This is a genomic window from Shewanella sp. SM101 (genome assembly GCF_025654465.1).
Lineage (GTDB): Bacteria > Pseudomonadota > Gammaproteobacteria > Enterobacterales > Shewanellaceae > Shewanella > Shewanella oncorhynchi.
Genome location: NZ_JAKKRH010000004.1, coordinates 157,609 through 175,410 on the forward strand (window position 1 = coordinate 157,609; position 17,802 = coordinate 175,410).

General features: G+C 46.0%; 19 protein-coding genes. 4 read left to right on the top strand and 15 right to left on the bottom strand.

What is annotated here, in order from left to right; genetic code table 11:
• Positions 1 to 61: 61 nt before the first annotated feature.
• Positions 62 to 1,936 (bottom strand): choice-of-anchor I family protein, encoded by a 1,875-nt coding sequence (locus L5M38_RS03725; protein ID WP_263178403.1) that lies wholly within the window; start codon positions 1,934 to 1,936, stop codon positions 62 to 64.
• 452 nt (positions 1,937 to 2,388) lie between these two features.
• On the opposite strand from L5M38_RS03725, the gene L5M38_RS03730 reads away from it, so the two are divergent.
• The 3 genes from L5M38_RS03730 (at position 2,389) to ilvN (ending at position 6,338) form a co-directional block, all read left to right on the top strand.
• Complete coding sequence (locus tag L5M38_RS03730; RefSeq protein WP_263178405.1) at positions 2,389 to 3,612, top strand: multidrug effflux MFS transporter; 1,224 nt, start codon at positions 2,389 to 2,391, stop codon at positions 3,610 to 3,612.
• Positions 3,613 to 4,125: 513 nt separating this feature from the next.
• Entirely contained in the window at positions 4,126 to 5,844 is a 1,719-nt protein-coding gene (locus tag L5M38_RS03735) for an acetolactate synthase 3 large subunit (RefSeq protein WP_263178407.1), read from the top strand.
• Entirely contained in the window at positions 5,844 to 6,338 is a 495-nt protein-coding gene (ilvN, locus tag L5M38_RS03740; protein ID WP_173244657.1) for an acetolactate synthase small subunit, read from the top strand. Before L5M38_RS03735 ends, ilvN begins: the two co-directional genes overlap by 1 nt.
• 100 nt (positions 6,339 to 6,438) lie before the next feature.
• Here the strand turns inward: ilvN and L5M38_RS03745 are convergent, their stop codons facing one another.
• The 14 genes from L5M38_RS03745 to trmJ form a co-directional block, all read right to left on the bottom strand.
• Positions 6,439 to 6,882: an Hsp20 family protein gene (locus L5M38_RS03745; protein WP_028759822.1), complete on the bottom strand. Its 444-nt coding sequence runs from the start codon at positions 6,880 to 6,882 to the stop codon at positions 6,439 to 6,441.
• 253 nt (positions 6,883 to 7,135) lie between these two features.
• Positions 7,136 to 7,567, bottom strand: a complete 432-nt coding sequence (gene ndk, locus L5M38_RS03750; RefSeq protein WP_011789197.1) for a nucleoside-diphosphate kinase — start codon at positions 7,565 to 7,567, stop codon at positions 7,136 to 7,138.
• Positions 7,568 to 7,767: 200 nt separating this feature from the next.
• The gene (locus tag L5M38_RS03755; protein WP_081729028.1) at positions 7,768 to 7,935 is read right to left on the bottom strand and encodes a hypothetical protein; all 168 of its coding nucleotides are present in this window, start codon (positions 7,933 to 7,935) and stop codon (positions 7,768 to 7,770) included.
• A 217-nt stretch (positions 7,936 to 8,152) separates the two neighbouring features.
• Positions 8,153 to 8,350 (bottom strand): Fe-S cluster assembly protein IscX, encoded by a 198-nt coding sequence (iscX, locus tag L5M38_RS03760; RefSeq protein WP_028759821.1) that lies wholly within the window; start codon positions 8,348 to 8,350, stop codon positions 8,153 to 8,155.
• Positions 8,351 to 8,463: 113 nt separating this feature from the next.
• Complete coding sequence (gene rimK, locus L5M38_RS03765; RefSeq protein WP_263167252.1) at positions 8,464 to 9,369, bottom strand: 30S ribosomal protein S6--L-glutamate ligase; 906 nt, start codon at positions 9,367 to 9,369, stop codon at positions 8,464 to 8,466.
• Between the two features lie 157 nt (positions 9,370 to 9,526).
• Positions 9,527 to 9,865, bottom strand: a complete 339-nt coding sequence (gene fdx / locus L5M38_RS03770) for an ISC system 2Fe-2S type ferredoxin (protein WP_006081852.1) — start codon at positions 9,863 to 9,865, stop codon at positions 9,527 to 9,529.
• A gap of 8 nt (positions 9,866 to 9,873) precedes the next feature.
• Positions 9,874 to 11,736 (bottom strand): Fe-S protein assembly chaperone HscA, encoded by a 1,863-nt coding sequence (gene hscA, locus L5M38_RS03775; RefSeq protein WP_263167251.1) that lies wholly within the window; start codon positions 11,734 to 11,736, stop codon positions 9,874 to 9,876.
• A gap of 67 nt (positions 11,737 to 11,803) precedes the next feature.
• Positions 11,804 to 12,328, bottom strand: a complete 525-nt coding sequence (gene hscB / locus L5M38_RS03780; RefSeq protein ID WP_113940596.1) for a co-chaperone HscB — start codon at positions 12,326 to 12,328, stop codon at positions 11,804 to 11,806.
• A gap of 16 nt (positions 12,329 to 12,344) precedes the next feature.
• The gene (iscA, locus tag L5M38_RS03785) at positions 12,345 to 12,668 is read right to left on the bottom strand and encodes an iron-sulfur cluster assembly protein IscA (protein WP_006081855.1); all 324 of its coding nucleotides are present in this window, start codon (positions 12,666 to 12,668) and stop codon (positions 12,345 to 12,347) included.
• Between the two features lie 14 nt (positions 12,669 to 12,682).
• Positions 12,683 to 13,066, bottom strand: a complete 384-nt coding sequence (gene iscU, locus L5M38_RS03790; protein WP_006081856.1) for a Fe-S cluster assembly scaffold IscU — start codon at positions 13,064 to 13,066, stop codon at positions 12,683 to 12,685.
• A 37-nt stretch (positions 13,067 to 13,103) separates the two neighbouring features.
• Complete coding sequence (locus L5M38_RS03795; RefSeq protein ID WP_263178408.1) at positions 13,104 to 14,318, bottom strand: IscS subfamily cysteine desulfurase; 1,215 nt, start codon at positions 14,316 to 14,318, stop codon at positions 13,104 to 13,106.
• Between the two features lie 80 nt (positions 14,319 to 14,398).
• The gene (gene iscR / locus L5M38_RS03800; RefSeq protein ID WP_006081858.1) at positions 14,399 to 14,860 is read right to left on the bottom strand and encodes a Fe-S cluster assembly transcriptional regulator IscR; all 462 of its coding nucleotides are present in this window, start codon (positions 14,858 to 14,860) and stop codon (positions 14,399 to 14,401) included.
• 366 nt (positions 14,861 to 15,226) lie between these two features.
• The gene (gene cysE, locus L5M38_RS03805) at positions 15,227 to 16,048 is read right to left on the bottom strand and encodes a serine O-acetyltransferase (protein WP_028759817.1); all 822 of its coding nucleotides are present in this window, start codon (positions 16,046 to 16,048) and stop codon (positions 15,227 to 15,229) included.
• A 40-nt stretch (positions 16,049 to 16,088) separates the two neighbouring features.
• A complete protein-coding gene (gene trmJ / locus L5M38_RS03810; RefSeq protein WP_263178410.1) occupies positions 16,089 to 16,817 on the bottom strand; it encodes a tRNA (cytosine(32)/uridine(32)-2'-O)-methyltransferase TrmJ in 729 nt (242 codons plus the stop codon).
• Positions 16,818 to 16,970: 153 nt separating this feature from the next.
• Here trmJ and suhB point away from each other — a divergent pair, with 153 nt between their 5' ends.
• A complete protein-coding gene (gene suhB / locus L5M38_RS03815; protein WP_028759815.1) occupies positions 16,971 to 17,774 on the top strand; it encodes an inositol-1-monophosphatase in 804 nt (267 codons plus the stop codon).
• The last annotated feature ends 28 nt before the right edge of the window (positions 17,775 to 17,802 follow it).

The following is a 17,802-nucleotide window of genomic DNA, read 5'->3' on the forward strand; positions in this document are numbered from 1 at the left end:
TGTTACTAACAAGCTTGATGAACTATCGGTGAGCCATTAGCTATAACTTACTAGTGCACCACTATTTAATCTTAAGTTGGTAAACACTCGTGGTGCCACTAACTTCATTGCCTATGATTAACAAAGGATTACCGTTAGGGCTTTTATCGGCACTGACAAATTTCATCCCTTCTGGCCCTAAATCACCCGCCAATGTTGCATCACCTTTAACTGCACCTGTAGCGGTATCGACAACGAAGTCAGCTTCAAAATCACGGTTCACAACATAGTCGACAAAATGCACATCAAAAGGATTAGTCACGTCATAGATCATAAAGCCAGAGGTACGTTCTAAACCAACAAAGGCATATAGTCGTTGACCAATTTGGCCTAGGGCTAAAGCTTCTGGCTCTGGCCCCTTGTCATCGCTGCGACTATCACCTTTATTTTCTTCGTTGTTATTGTTGAACTTATCCCCCAGTAGTGCGGCGGTAATACGTTCAAAATCACTGCCACTGTCAAACACTTGCTGACCATCAGCATTCCAAATCGAGAAGGAACGAGCACCAAAGCTCACGACTTTGTCGTAGTCGCCATCCTTATCATCGTCCCCCATGCTCTTCGTTACCTTAAGACGCGCTAATTGGGTTTTATCTTTCGCGTTGGCAAATTGCGGATGATTCGAGTCGAGCACTAAATCCCCTGCGCGGGCTTCTTCCGAAAAAGCCGCATAGTCACGGGAGTCACCTTCATTCGCAGTCACAATAAAGTCAGTGTTATTCCAACGGTAGCTAGCAAGGGTATCGGGTTGATACATGCCGTACACCCCAGTGTAGCTTTGCAGGTTCACAAGATTATCTTTGTCACTCACATCAATTTTATTCACACCAAGCCCGTAATCTTTGAGGCCTAGCGGTAAAATCTTCGAGACTTTCGCATTGGCGATATCAATCACGGCAATAGCATTGTTCTCTTGTAAACTGACAAATGCACGGCGGTTATCATGGCTAATGGCGATATATTCAGGTTCTAAATCCTGCGCCACACTCGCCATTGGACCATTAATTTTAATGTCAGCGGTGATTTCACTTGCATGCGCACCGCCCTGATTAAACACACTAAAATCTATGATGGTCGCAGCGGCTGCAGGCTTACCGTCAGTAATAGCAATCAGCGCAACACTGCCTTCAGGATCTAAGGTATAAGCAGGATTAGGTTCGCCTTCATTGGCCACGAGTAAGGTTTTACCGTCGTGGGTGAACACTACATTATCGGGTAAAGCACCGACTTCGACGGCGCTGATAAACTGCGGAGCATCTGTGCCGTTAAGTTGATAAAAAGCCACAAAACCATTGGCTTGGGTTTTATTGCCTGCAGCGTCACCACGCTCAATGGCAGCCGCTAACAAGTTGCCTGAAATACTCACGCTGTTAACGCTACCCATAAAGGTTTGACCCACATCCTTAGCAACATCGAGTTCTGCTAATTTGTCGAGATTATTCAATGCTAAAGGATCTGTGGCGTTTGATGCCATCGCTAATAAGCTGCCATCGATAATATCGACTTTGCCGCTAATCGCATTGACCACAAAAATACGGTTAGATGCACTGTGATATTCAACGATTTCGGCGGCACTTAAGCCATAAACGCCAGTCTGATGACGACCAATTAACTCAGCTTTTAAGCTTGCAGTTTGTGGCTGGCAAACATATTGGGTTTGCGCGACTGCAATTTCACTGTTATCCAATTGTCCATTATGGTTGGCATCTAATCCGGTATCGATACGCTGACCACCAGCGGGACAATTTGCATCACCGATAGTTAATGCGGTCACTTTAACCAGTGAATTTAAGCCGTTGTCGCCTTTATCACCTACTGCGCCATCATCACCGCTGCAAGCACCGAGTAATAAGCTCGCCATAATGGCGGCTGCAAGCGGGGGTCGTTGTGTTTTCATCGTGTCATTCCTGAATATTTTATTTTTAGTAGGGTGAAGCTAAAGCCCACTAAATTAGTCAGCATAAAAGACACCTAGATGACAAAGCAGTGACACTCAGATGACAACTAACACTTTTGAATGAAGCATATTGGAGGATAACGGCTCGAGCCGCCAAGGTTATGCCTCGATTATCGAGACTTACTACTTAGTTACAATTTAATCGGTAAAATACGGTAAAGAAATCATCGCAAAGATTGGTTTATTTGTCCTAGCGCTTTACTATGCTATTGCTTAATGCCTTACCGTGAAAATTGATCGAAGCACAATTCACTTTTCCCCAAACATCGCCAATTAGCGCAAGATGCTGGCTAAAAATGGACGGATTAGAGTGAATTGTCCTAGTACAATTTAAACCACGCCGCATAACCCTGAGAAATACGCTTTCAATTCTTTCGCCACCCGAGGTAACAGTGGACCCACAATCACAACCTTCTGCCCATAACGGCAGACGTATACCGAATTTAGCACTGCTTATTCCCATGCTAGCGGCGATTGTCGCGATCACACCATTGGCCATCGACATGTACTTACCTGCGATGTCGACATTGGCCCTTAGTTTTCATACCGATATCACAACAGTGCAACAGTCCCTGAGTATCTACTTAGCAGGTTATGCACTGGGCATGTTGTGTTTCGGTCCCTTAGCTGACCGCATTGGCCGTCGCCCTATGGTGATAATGGGGCTGAGTGGCTTTATGCTAACAAGTTTATTGATTGGTTTTGCTGGTCAAGTCGAAATCTTTCTTGGACTACGCTTTTTGCAGGCCTTTATCGGCGCAGCAGCGACTGTGGTGGTGCCGGGATACATCAAAGAAGTCTATGGCGACAATACCGCCAAAGGTATGTCTTACGTGAGTTTAATCATGATGTTAGCGCCATTACTGGCACCTAGCATTGGCAGCGTTATCTTAGAACTCGGTGATTGGCATTTAATCTTCTTCATTCAATCTGCCTATGCCGCAACCCTGTTATTACTCGTGCTGTTTGCGCTAAAAATGCCCAGCGATAAAGATATGGATACCCGCAGCCAAAAATCGTTTCTTGGTGCCTATGCGACCGTATTTTCCCGATCTGGCGTTAAGTTAAACATTGCCAGCGGCGTGTTAACGTCTTTTGCGTTTTTCTGTTATCTCACCGCATCCCCCTTCGTTTATATGGAAGTCTTTGCCTTAGATAAATCCTATTTTGCCATCTTGTTTAGCACCAACGTTGGCGCCTTGATGTTGGCCAATATCATTAATACTCGCATTGTCGGCCGCTATGGTTCGCTGCGTATGTTGCACGTATCGACCTTTTTTGGCGCTATTGCGGGAGCTGGTTTATTAACCGTCAACCTACTGGATATGAGCTATCATTTTACCGTGATCATGCTTATTCCTTTGATGGGCAGCCTAGGGGTGATGTCGGTCAACGCCGATGCGATAGTGCTGATGAAGTTCAAACAAGAAACCGGAACGGCAACGGCGGTTATTGGCACCTTAAGATTTGGCTGTGGCGCGTTAGCGGGGCCATTATTAGCGGTGTTCTATGATGGCACAGCAGTGCCCTTCTCTGCCCTCATGTTAGGCTCTATTGTGTTAGTCGGTATTTGCCAATTTAATCGTCCAAAGCATCAAATACAGCCGACGATTTAAGGATCTATTTTTAAGAAATCATGGATGCCAATGCCACATCGGCAACACATGTTTGATCGCGTGAAAACAGCGCATTGGCTTTTTGTAGCAAATAAGTAATATTTAATCGCAACAGTTAAGTATCTGCTTATCTAACGTCCCACACCAAAACGGCACTTTTAGTGCCGTTTTTGCTTTTTAAGCATCTAACAATCTGAAAAATATAAAATAAGCCCATAAATCAGCCTAGATTACTTAGCGATTCCAGCAAGTTATCCAGCCATTCAAACGTGAAATTGTTTCAAGTTGGTTATTTTTTACATTAAAGGCTTGAAATGTTGTTTTTTTTGAATATGATGAAATTCTGTTCATTGCAACAGTTGCTGCATCCTAAGGATGAATCACTTGTCTTCTACGAAGTCAGTTCAGCATTTCGGAGTCTGAATTACCCTTCAGGCTTAATTTTTAGAGCGATTACCGTCGCTGTAACAAAATACTGTTTACCGTAACGGTACTATGCAATAGGAGTTCCACATGGAGATGTTATCCGGCGCCAGCATGATAGTGCGTTCTTTGATTGATGAAGGCGTAAAACACATTTTTGGCTATCCTGGCGGTTCAGTTTTAGATATCTACGATGCCCTGCACGTTATCCCAGGTATTGAACACATACTCGTTCGCCACGAACAAGCTGCCGTACACATGGCCGATGGCTACGCCCGTGCCACGGGTAAAGTGGGTGTGGTATTAGTCACCTCAGGACCCGGTGCCACCAACGCGATTACCGGTATTGCCACCGCCTACATGGACTCTATTCCCCTCGTGGTATTATCGGGTCAAGTACCGAGCAACCTTATCGGTAATGACGCCTTCCAAGAATGCGATATGATCGGCATCTCTCGTCCAGTGGTCAAACACAGCTTTTTAGTAAAAGATCCCACTCAAATCCCTGAAACGATAAAAAAAGCCTTTTATATTGCCTCTACCGGCCGTCCTGGGCCTGTGGTCGTCGACCTGCCAAAAGATTGCTTAAACCCAGCGCTACTGCACGAATATATTTATCCCGAAAGCGTGAAAATGCGCTCATACAACCCGACAACCTCGGGGCATAAAGGACAGATCCGTCGTGGACTACAGGCACTATTAGCGGCTAAAAAGCCTGTGCTCTATGTCGGTGGCGGCGCCATTATCTCGGGTTGTGATAAGCAAATTTTACAATTAGCTGAGAGATTAAATATTCCCGTCGTCAGCACACTTATGGGACTCGGGGCTTTTCCAAGTACCCACAAAAACAGCCTAGGCATGCTAGGGATGCACGGTCGCTACGAAGCCAACATGACTATGCATAACTGCGATTTGATCTTCGGTATTGGTGTGCGCTTCGACGATAGAACCACTAATAATGTGGAAAAATATTGCCCGAATGCAACAATTTTGCACATAGATATTGATCCCTCGTCTATTTCAAAAACTATCCACGTCGACATTCCCATCGTAGGGTCGGCAGACAGTATTTTAGACAGCATGTTGACACTATTAGATGAATCGAACGAGCACAATGACAACGATGCCATCGCCACTTGGTGGAATGATATTGAGCAATGGCGCGGCCGCGATTGTCTGGCCTATGACAAAAACAGTGGTCGCATCAAACCACAGCAAGTGATTGAAACCTTGTATAAGCTAACCAATGGCGATGCCTATGTCGCCTCTGATGTTGGCCAGCATCAGATGTTTGCCGCCTTGTACTATCCGTTCGATAAGCCGCGCCGCTGGATCAACTCAGGTGGTCTAGGCACCATGGGATTTGGCCTACCCGCCGCGATGGGGGTTAAAATGGCGATGCCTGATGCCACGGTTGTCTGTGTCACGGGTGATGGTTCAATTCAGATGAACATTCAAGAGCTTTCGACCGCGCTGCAATATGATACGCCGGTTAAAATTATCAACTTAAACAATCGTTTCCTTGGTATGGTTAAACAATGGCAGGACATGATTTACTCTGGCCGTCACTCACATTCCTATATGGATTCAGTACCCGATTTTGCCAAAATTGCCGAGGCCTATGGCCATGTAGGTATGACGATCAGCGATCCCGCCGAACTTGAGTCAAAAATGGCTGAAGCGCTGGCGATGAAAGACAGATTGGTCTTTATCGACATCATGGTGGATGAAACTGAGCACGTGTACCCCATGTTGATCCGCGGTGGTGCGATGAATGAAATGTGGCTGACTAAGACGGAGAAATGCTAATGCGTCGAATTATATCTGTATTATTAGAAAACCAATCCGGCGCCCTGTCTCGTGTGGTCGGTTTGTTTTCACAGCGCGGTTATAACATTGAAAGTTTAACGGTGGCGCCAACGGACGATATCACACTGTCGCGGCTTAACATCACGGTCGTTGCCGACGAAATGGTGTTAGAGCAGATAGAGAAGCAGTTACATAAACTCATCGATGTGTTAAAAGTTTCGAATATTACCGAGTCTGCTTATATTGAACGCGAATTAGCCCTTATCAAGGTCCGCGCCCAAGGCGAGTTTAGGGAAGAAGTTAAACGGATGGCGGACATTTTCCGCGGCCAAATTGTCGATGTCACCGCCAATTTATATACCATCCAAATGGTCGGCACATCAGAGAAACTCGATGCGTTTATTAATGCGCTAGGTGAAGTGACTAAATTGGTCGAAGTCTCTCGCTCCGGTGTGGTGGGTTTGGCTCGCGGCGAAAAGGCCATGAAAGCGTAACTTTCTCACGGAAATCTCGCGGACATTTTTTGCGTGAACACAAAAACATCAAGGGGAGCATTATGCTCCCCTTGTTTTTAGGTGGTTACCACAGTGTCAATTATGACTGGCTGTCTAGCAAGCGCGATGAAGTGATCTCGATTTTGCGTGGTTTCAACGCTTCAGGGATTTCACGCACTAAATCAATATTAAGTAAGCCATTTTCTAAACTTGCGCCGAGCACAGTGACATAGTCTGCCAGTTGGAAAGTGCGCTCAAAACCGCGTTCCGCTATGCCTTGGTACAAGTATTTACGCTCGGTTTGGCTTTCAGCTTTGTTGCCTTTCACCAGTAATTTCTCACCTTCACTGCTGATCTCAAGTTCATTCATTGAGAATCCGGCCACGGCCATAGTAATGCGATAGCGATTTTCGCCTAATAATTCAATGTTATATGGGGGATAGCCAGTATTGCCATTATTAGCGGCGGCATGTTCTGCCAGCTGAGCTAAACGGTCAAAACCAATGGCACTACGGTACAGGGGAGCTAGATCATAATTACGCATATTCATATCCTTGTCTTAAGCAATATGGAGAATGGGCGGACGGTTTTCACGATGAAAACGCTTGTAGAGTCTGCCAAGTTAAATTTCTGCCCTTACGGCACAGAATTCACACTAGGATCCTCATAGAGCGATCCTGAAATAGATATAAGGACGGAAGGGAAAATTTCAAGCAAGAAAATTTAAAAAATGCGCAGAATTTAACAAGACCAATAAAAAAGGAGCCTAGGGCTCCTTTTTCAGTCTTAGCATCGAATTAACGAGTGCGTGGACACAGTTCTTCAGCACTGAAGAAGTAAGCAATTTCACGAGCAGCAGATTCAACGGCGTCAGAGCCATGAGCTGCGTTTTCGTCGATGCTTTCTGCGAAATCGGCACGGATAGTACCTGGAGCCGCTTGAGCTGGGTTAGTTGCACCTAAAATTTCACGGTGAGCTAAAACAGCGTTTTCGCCTTCTAATACTTGGACCATGATTGGACCAGAAGTCATGAATGCAACCAGAGCACCGAAGAAACCGCGCTCGCTATGCTCAGCATAGAAACCTTCGGCTTGTTCTTTAGTCAGGTGAAGCATTTTAGCTGCAACGATCTTAAGACCAGCAGTTTCAAAACGATTGTAGATAGCACCGATGTGGTTTTTTGCAACAGCATCTGGCTTGATAATAGAAAATGTGCGTTCGATCGCCATAATAACTAGCTTCCTTTGTCAGCAAGTTTAAAAAATTCGCGCGGATTATACGAAATTTAAAAGCTAAATCCTATCTTTATAGCAAATTAGTCTGAGATATTGCGCACATTCGCTTTATTCGTAATCAGCTTGATCACGCAAAATACCCCGCTAGGAGGATAAATCCTTAGCAGGGTTCATTAACTCATTAAAAAATGGGATTATTTTTTGTTTTTTGCCCAAATACCAGCCCATGCAATTAAAGCGACTAAAATGACTGCGGGAGCAAGATCTAACAAGTGATGGAATAAACCAACACCGCCATGACCTGGATGAGCCCAAGCCATTGAAGGGACAAGCATACATAACAATACAAGCAAAAGTTTCATGTGAACATCCTTGCAGTTGCGATAATAAAGTTAAGCCATATAAATGCCTTAACCAATATACAACAAATTACGATATCCACTGAAAATGAACTTGACTGTGATCAAACTCTCGCCAAATATTCTCTGCGCCACTGCAAATACGTGAGATAAATCACCTTAGTTAATCTTCTGAAGGACAAGATGCCTCACATAAAAAGCCGGACTACAACTGTGCTCACTACTTTTCATCAATCCAACACTGCTGAATTGCTTCCAGTATTTTTTCATTGCAATGCTTAGGATCATCAGCAAAATCATTCAAAGCTAACACCCACTCATACAGTTGGGTGAAATGCAGTTGAGTAGGATTAACCTCTGGGTGTGCTTCGAGTAATTCCAACGCAATATCTAACGAATCTATCCAAGTTAATGTCATCGTTTTCCCCTATTCGGTTCGCTTGAATGGGTAAGCTAGTGCTTAACGCCGTTACCCATAAGGAGGTGAATCAAGTGTTGATATTCCGTAGTCAATACTCGACACCAAGGGTGCTAACCCTGTGCTTGCGTCACCTTTTTTACTTTAATCGCATTTTTTTCAACAAAATCAATAATAGCACCCGCCACATCTTTCGTGGTGGCGCCTTCAATCCCCTCAAGCCCTGGTGAGGAGTTCACTTCCATGATCACTGGACCGTGGTTTGAGCGTAACAAATCAACCCCTGCCACATTCAATCCCATCGTCTTCGCCGCACGAATAGCTACAGAGCGCTCTTCAGGAGTCAGTTTGACTAAACTCGCCGTGCCACCACGGTGCAAATTAGAGCGAAACTCACCGGGCATAGCTTGACGTTTCATGGCGGCAATCACTTTATCGCCGAGCACAAAACAGCGAATGTCTGCGCCGTTGGCTTCTTTGATATATTCCTGCACCATGATGTTGGCTTTAAGGCCCATAAAGGCTTCAATCACACTCTCAGCCGCTTTGCGGGTCTCGGCTAATACCACGCCAATGCCTTGGGTGCCTTCGAGTAATTTAATCACCAGAGGCGCGCCACCCACCATATCAATTAAGTCTGGAATATCACTCGGTTTATTGGCAAAACCGGTAATAGGCAAACCAATACCGCGGCGTGACATCAGCTGCATAGAACGCAATTTGTCCCGTGAGCGGGAAATTCCAACTGAATCATTTAAGGCATAGACGCCCATCATCTCAAATTGGCGCAACACCGCCGAACCATAAAAGGTAATCGACGCCCCAATACGGGGGATCACGGCATCAAATCCAGGTAACTCTCGCCCGCCAATGTGGATACTCGATTGCCGCATGTTGATATTCATATAACATTCAAGGGGATTGATTACGTGTACTTCATGACCACGTAATTGAGCCGCTTCAACGAGTCGCTTCGTTGAATATAACTCTGGCCCTTGCGATAAAATCGCTATTCTCATTTGGTCTCCGGCAACCATTAATTTTGAGCGCATAATACGCCTGCGCAAGGATAAATCAAACAACTAGAGGCATAGACAAGATTAGTTGCACAAATGCTCAACGCCAAAAGCAAAAAACCAGTCACGTGGACTGGTTTTAATCATTATCGAAGCAATATTAATTGCCTTCGCTAACCATGTTAACCGTGTATTTAGGGATCTCAATCACCATGTCAGTGTCGACCACTTTAGCCTGACAAGATAGACGGCTTTCGGGCTCGAGTCCCCATGCTTTGTCTAACATGTCATCTTCTAGCTCATCACTTGGCTCAAGATCATTAAAGCCTTCACGCACGATACAGTGACACGTCGTGCAAGCACAGGACTTTTCACAGGCATGCTCGATATTGATGCCATTACGCAGCGCAACATCGAGAATGGTCTCACCAACATTCGCCTCAAGCACAGCGCCATCAGGGCACAACTCGGCATGGGGAAGAAAGACTAATTGGGGCATTACATCACCTATATGTTGTCGATCGACTGGCCTTTAAATGCCACTCGAATAGAATTATCCATACGTCTGGCAGCAAAATCTTGGGTTTGCTCATCCAGTTTTTCAATCGCGAGTTTAATCGCATCGGCATCATCGCCCGTAGCCACTTGGGCCACATTGGCCATAGTAGCATCAATCTGCCCACGCTCATCGGCATTCAGCAAATCGCCATCCTTCGCTAACGCTGCATGTAAAGACTCGAGTACCCTCGCCGCCTCCACTTGCTGCTCAGCCAGCATACGACGACCGATATCGTCTTTAGCATACTTCATCGAATCTTTCAGCATAGTGGCAATTTCAGTATCCGATAAACCAAAAGACGGCTTAACTTGAATACTAGACTGCACGCCGGTGGATTTCTCCATCGCCGTCACGCTAAGTAAACCATCAGCATCTACTTGGAATGTCACCCGAATGTGCGCAGCGCCTGCAGCTAACGGCGGAATACCCTTTAAGGTAAAACGCGCCAGTGAGCGGCAATCGGCAACGAGCTCACGCTCGCCCTGCACCACATGGAATGCCATGGCCGTTTGACCATCTTTAAAGGTGGTAAATTCCTGCGCCCGTGCAACCGGAATCGTGGTATTACGCGATACCACTTTTTCCACTAAGCCGCCCATGGTCTCTATGCCTAATGACAAAGGGATCACATCGAGCAATAACAAATCCGATTCGGGTTTGTTACCCACTAAAATGTCGGCTTGAATGGCCGCACCAATGGCGACAACACGATCAGGATCGATAGACGTCAGGGGTGGTTTACCGAAGAAAGCTTCGACCTGTTCACGCACTAATGGCACGCGCGTTGAACCGCCAACCATCACAGTTTCAAGCACTTCATCCGTCGTCACGCCCGCATCACGCAGGGTACGGCGACAGCTGGCAATCGTCTTTTTCACCAATGCCGTAATCATGGCATCAAATTCAGCTTTAGTAACGATTTGCGTCAGTTCAGTACCATCGGCAAGGATCACTTTTGCTTCAGTTTCTGCAGCATCCGTTAAGGCTTCTTTGACTCGACGCGATTCAATCAACAGTTGACGGCTTAATTGTGAGTCGATGTCGCTAAGCTGCCACACTTGTTGCATATGTGCTTGCAGTAAATGATCGAAATCATCGCCACCAAGCGCTGAGTCACCACCGGTGGCTAACACTTCGAATACACCGCGATTCAAGCGCAAAATAGAAATATCAAAAGTGCCGCCACCTAAATCATAGATGGCAATCACGCCCTCTTGCTTAGAATCTAAGCCATAGGCAATCGCAGCAGCCGTCGGTTCATTCAACAAACGTAGCACTTTAACACCCAGCAAAGCTGCGGCATCTTTTGTGCCTTGGCGCTGAGCATCGTCGAAATACGCAGGCACAGTGATCACCACACCTTGCAGTTCGCCGCCTAAGGTTTTTTCAGCGCGGGCGATCAGCGGGCGTAAAATCTCCGCAGACACTTGCACGGGATTCACTTGGCCTTGGGGAGTCACAAATAAAGGTAAACCGTTTTCGCTTTCGGCAAACTCGTAGGGCAATAATTGCTCGCCAGCTTGAATATCCGCTAGGCTGCGGCCCATAAAACGCTTTACCGAAACGATCGTGTTTTGCGGATCCTGCGCCGAACTCAACGCCGCAAGTGCGCCGACTTCGACTGAATCTTGGGTATAACGCACGATAGAAGGTAATGAATGCTGTCCAAGTTCGTCCGGCAGGGTTGCCGTCTCTCCACTTCGAACGGCCGCCACCAAAGAATTGGTCGTACCTAAATCGATGCCAACGGCAAGTCTATGTTGGTGCGGCGCGGCACTTTGACCGGGCTCAGCTATCTGCAAAAGGGCCATATATATCCAACTTAGTAATGCCAACTCAAGCGTACTTGAGTCAGCAAAGTAACATAAACACGGAAAATCAATCTAACAGAGCGTCTTCGACTCTGGTCAACTCGTCGTGTAATTTTGCCATAAATTTGAGTTTGCGAACTTGATCTGCCGCTAACAATGCATCTTCAGCCTGCTCACTGGTTAACAGTTGAGTCAATTGCTGAGTGAGTTGCGCGCGGTACTGCGCAAACGATTGATATAGCTCGTCAATACTCGCTTGAGGATCGGCACTATCGCGTATATCTTCTAACGCCTCGCGCCATTCCATTTGCTGCATCAAGAAGCCAGTATCTTTCACTGTCGTGGTTTCATGGCTTAATTCAATACCACGCAGCGATAACATATGCTCGGCGCGGCGAATGGGATCTTTTAAGGTTTGAAAACCATCATTGACTTGCGCCGTGCGCTGCACCGACAGCAATTTTTGCTGATCAGTATCATTGGCAAATTTATCGGGATGAACCGCCCGTTGCAGTTCGCGATAGCGTTCTGCAAGTAAGGCGGTATCAATATCGAAGGCAGGGGAAAATTTAAACAGCTCGAAATAATTCATGCGTCAACTTTAGCGGTTAAACAGTGAAACTCTCACCACAACCACACTCACCTTTTGCGTTAGGATTATTAAATTGGAAGCCTTCATTCAGCCCTTCTTTAACAAAATCCAGCTCGATCCCTTGAAGATAGATAAGGCTCTTGGCATCTATGATGATTTTCACATCTTCGATATCAAACACTTCATCGTCATCATTTAAAGAATCAACGAACTCAAGTACATAAGCCATACCAGAACAGCCTGATGTTCTTAAGCCGAGACGCAGGCCTACACCTTTGCCTCGGTTGACTAAGAAAGATCTGACACGATCGGCTGCCGCTGGGGTCATTGTAATCGCCATCTTAACTCCAGATGTTACTTAGCTTGTTTCGATTTGTACTCGTCGATAGCAGCTTTAATGGCATCTTCAGCCAAAATTGAACAGTGGATCTTCACTGGTGGCAATGCCAATTCTTCAGCGATATCCGTGTTTTTGATCGCCGCAGCTTGTTCGATAGTCTTGCCTTTAACCCACTCAGTTACCAGTGAGCTAGACGCAATCGCGCTACCACAACCGTAGGTTTTGAACTTAGCGTCTTGAATGATGCCATCAGCACCAATTTTCAACTGAAGTTTCATCACGTCACCGCAAGCAGGCGCGCCTACCATACCGGTCACGACCGAAGGATCGTTTTTATCAAAAGAACCAACGTTACGTGGATTCTCATAATGATCTATCACTTTTTCACTGTAAGCCATGGTACTGCTCCAAAATTATCTATTGTAAAGGTCAGAATTAATGATGTGCCCACTGAACTTGGTTCAGGTCGATCCCATCTTTAAACATTTCCCACAAAGGAGACATTTCTCTTAATTTATCAATAGATTGAGTAATAACTTCGATAGCGTGATCGATTTCTTCTTCGGTTGTGAAACGGCCGATTGAGAAACGAATTGAGCTATGTGCCATTTCATCATTTAAGCCAAGTGCACGTAATACGTAGCTAGGCTCTAGGCTGGCTGAGGTACAAGCCGAACCCGATGAAACCGCTAAATCTTTCAGTGCCATCATTAACGACTCACCTTCAACATAGTTGAAGCTGACGTTGAGGCTACCGCTAACACGGTCAATCGCATCACCATTGATATAGGTTTCTTCAATGTACTTGATGCCATTCCATAATTTGTCACGTAATGCACCGATACGAGCGTCATCAGAGGCCATTTCCGCTTTTGCGATTGCAGCAGCTTCACCTAAACCTACGATTTGATGCGTTGGTAACGTACCGCTACGCATACCACGCTCATGACCACCACCGTGCATTTGCGCTTCTAGGCGAATGCGAGGCTTACGACGAACATATAGTGCGCCGATACCTTTAGGGCCATACATTTTGTGGCCAGAAATCGAGATCAAATCCACTTTAGTGGCTTGCACATCGATAGGTACTTTGCCTGCACTTTGCGCCGCATCCATGTGGAAAATGATGCCTTTTGAACGGCATAGTTCACCGATTGCATCGATATCGTGGATAACACCGATTTCGTTGTTCACGTGCATGATGCTGACAAGGATAGTGTCGTCACGCATTGCCGCTTCTAAACGTTCCATCGGAATGATGCCGTTTGCAGCAGGCTCTAAATAAGTCACTTCGAAACCTTCACGCTCTAATTGGCGACAAGTATCGAGAACCGCTTTATGTTCAGTCTTACTGGTGATGATGTGCTTGCCTTTCTTGTGATAGAAATGAGCAACACCTTTTATCGCTAAGTTGTTCGATTCCGTCGCGCCAGAGGTAAACACAATTTCGCGGTGATCGGCGTTAATTAACTCGGCAACTTGGTTGCGAGCAATATCCACCGCTTCTTCGGCTTGCCAGCCGTAGCGGTGTGAACGTGAGGCCGGATTACCAAAGATGCCGTCCATTGTCATGCATTGGAACATCTTTTCCGCGACTCTAGGATCAACAGGCGTGGTGGCGGCATAATCTAAATAGATAGGAAGCTTCATAACACACTCCGTACTGAGCAGTCTCTGGTAGAGGCTACATACAACGTACAAAAATTATTTTTATATATAACAAAGTGCCGCTATAAACTGACTCTTTGTTCCTTTTGCATAGTGTCTTGCTTAAGTGAGATAAATTGCACATCTCGCTTCTGCATCAAGCCGGCAAGACTGATACCATCTAAAAAATCGGAAATTTGTTTGCTTAAATCGCCCCAAAGTGAATGGGTTAAACAGCGAGTTCCACTCTGACAATTGCCAAGTCCTTGGCAACGAGTCGCATCGACAGACTCGTCTACAGCATGGACAACCATGCCGACTGAAATATCATTGGCTTCTAGACCTAAGCGATAACCACCGCCCGGTCCACGTACACTGGCAACTAAACCGTGTTTTCTTAGCTTAGCGAAGAGTTGTTCCAGATAGGAAAGCGAAATCCCTTGTCTTTCAGAGATATCCGCTAAGGGAACTGGTCCCGATGCTGAGTGGATTGCCACATCTAGCATAGCGGTTACTGCATAACGACCTTTTGATGTAAGTTTCATAACTACCATAGCTCCCGAACAGGTATGCATTATTTCAACATACCCGAGTAATTCAGTCAAGTATTAAAACCTACTAAAACACTCAAGTATATGAGTGTGCACATAACCAATACCCTTTCATCTTGGTGGGGTATTTAACCTTTTTCTAGGCTAAGATTCAATGCTAAAGCGCCAATTAATCGACATCTAGCACGATATAAACGCAGGATAAAAGTGATCTCGGTACTATGGTGCGCTCAAACTCAGGTTTGATCACAATATGCGCCTTTACAACAGGATGAGCTAAAGTAAAACGCTAAACGAGACCCTTGTGAGGGTCAGCCCTTAAGCAAGTTAGACCGCTAAGTTAAACCATTTCGTTAAAACTTAGATACTCGGATCAAACTCATCTAATGCACTATGGCGTTTTTCCGCCGCCGCTTTTTCTGCATCATTAAACTCGCCCATATCAAGCTCTGGCAGCTTTTCAGTGCAGACATTGCCACCCAGCCCTTGAATGGCTTGACACAACTCTTGAACTTTCGAGTCCATCAAATGCATGTGATCGAGCATCTGCCCTATTGCATTGGCCACCGGATCGGGATTATCCGGTGATACCGCGTACGCATCGAAGCCATATTTTTTTGCCATCGCGCTGCGGCGTTCAGTTTTCTCTTTCGATTGCGGTGACGGTGTAGCCACCACGCGCCCAGGAATCCCCACAACCGTGGTATCTTTGGGCACATCTTTCACCACAACAGAATTAGAACCCACACGCGCACCATCGTGCATGGTAATAGGACCGAGGATTTTTGCCCCTGCGCCCACCACCACGTTATTGGCTAACGTAGGGTGACGTTTCCCCGCCTGCCAGGTGGTTCCACCAAGCGTGACACCGTGATAAAGGGTGCAATCATCACCAATCTCAGCCGTTTCACCTATCACAACGCCCATACCGTGGTCGATAAAAAATCGATGACCTATGGTTGCCCCAGGATGGATTTCAACTCCTGTCAACCAACGGGAAAACGTCGATAAACAACGTGCCGTTAAGCGCCAATCGCGCTTCCATAGCTTATGGCTTATCCGATGCAACCAAATGGCATGCATGCCTGGATAGTTAACCAAGATCTCAAACGCGCTACGCGCCGCAGGATCACGGTGATATATAGATTCAATATCTTCTTTTAGCCTAGCTATCACGCCCATTGTTTATCCTTCGCGATTAGTGTTAATTATTAAGGTTTGGCTATTTTTCTTTAGAACCCGCCACTTTCTCAATTGACGTCAAAATACCCCTGAGGATATTCATTTCCTGACTCTCAATCCGTGCACGACTAAACAAGCGGCGAAGTTTCATCATCACTTGTCCAGGATGGTTCTTGATGATAAATCCTGTTGATAACAGTGTCGTTTCAAGGTGTGCGAAAAAACGTTCCTGATCGGCAGCCAAGGGATACTCAGTCAGCTCTTCTTCGGCCACTTCTTTTTGCGCGAGATGGGCAACGCGGGTTTCATAACAAATGATTTGTACGGCTTGTGCCAGATTAAGCGAGCTGTACTCTGGATTTGCAGGGATAGCCACATGATAAGTGCACTGTTGCAGCTCTTCATTGCTTAAACCATGGTTTTCACGGCCAAACACAATCGCAACAGGGCCTTTAAGTGCCTCGGTCGCTAATTTCACCCCAGCTTGTCTTGGCTCTAACATGGGCCAGTCTAAGGTGCGACTGCGCGCGCTGGTTGCAATCACTAGACTGCAATCGGCAATAGCTTCAGCAAGTGAATCCACTTTCACAAGATGTTTCAGAATATCCGATGCACCCGCGGCTAATGCTATGGAATGACCGTCGGGTTCAACCCGGGGTTCTGCAAGATACAGAGTAGACAGACCCATAGTCTTCATCGCTCTGGCAGTAGAACCAATATTGCCGGGGTGCGAAGTCCCCACTAAAACCACTCGAATATTACTTAGCATGAAACAACTTAATTTAATTCATAAAACGTTGGGGACGAATATTATCACAGCCATTGCCGAATGCTTATATGAAAATCGGTATTTGATATAACTATCAAATCGAGTATAATACCGCCCGCTATTTTAACGTTCTTTAACATCCAGGGGATTGCAATGCATCCGATGCTGACGATTGCTGTACGCGCTGCCCGCGCGGCCGGCCAAACTATTATGCGCGCCTATACTGAACTTGACCGTATCGAAGTCAGTTCAAAAGGTATCAACGATTTTGTTACCAGTGTAGACAAGGAAGCAGAAGCGACAATTACTTACCAAATTCGTAAATCTTACCCTGATCACACTATCGTGGGTGAAGAGAAAGGCGAAAACCGCGGTGAGAATAAAGACTATGTTTGGATAGTCGACCCTCTGGATGGCACTAACAACTTTGTTAGAGGCATTCCCCACTTCGCGGTTTCTATCGCTCTGCAATACAAAGGCAAGACTGAAGTTGCCGTTGTTTACGATCCTGTCCGTGAAGAACTCTTTACCGCTGTACGTGGTAAAGGCGCCAAACTCAATGATTTCCGTCTGCGTGTTACCAACGTGAATGAATTAGCGCCTACCATGATTGGCACTGGCTTCCCATTCAAGGCGCGTCAACACACTGAAACTTACATGGCTATTTTCGGCGAAGTCTTCGGCCAATGTGCTGACTTACGTCGCGCAGGTTCTGCCGCATTAGATTTAGCCTATGTTGCTGCGGGTCGTTTGGACGGTTTCTTTGAAATCGGCTTAAAGCCATGGGATATCGCTGCTGGCGATCTGATTTGCCGCGAAGCGGGCGGTACTGTGACTGATTTTACTGGCAACCATAACTATTTGGTTTCGGGCAACATCGTTGCTGGCTCGCCTAAGGTGACCACAGAATTAGTGAAGATCATGCGTCCATTATTGAACGAAGGCTTAAAGCGTTAATCAAGATTAACACTTAGCTTTAAATAAA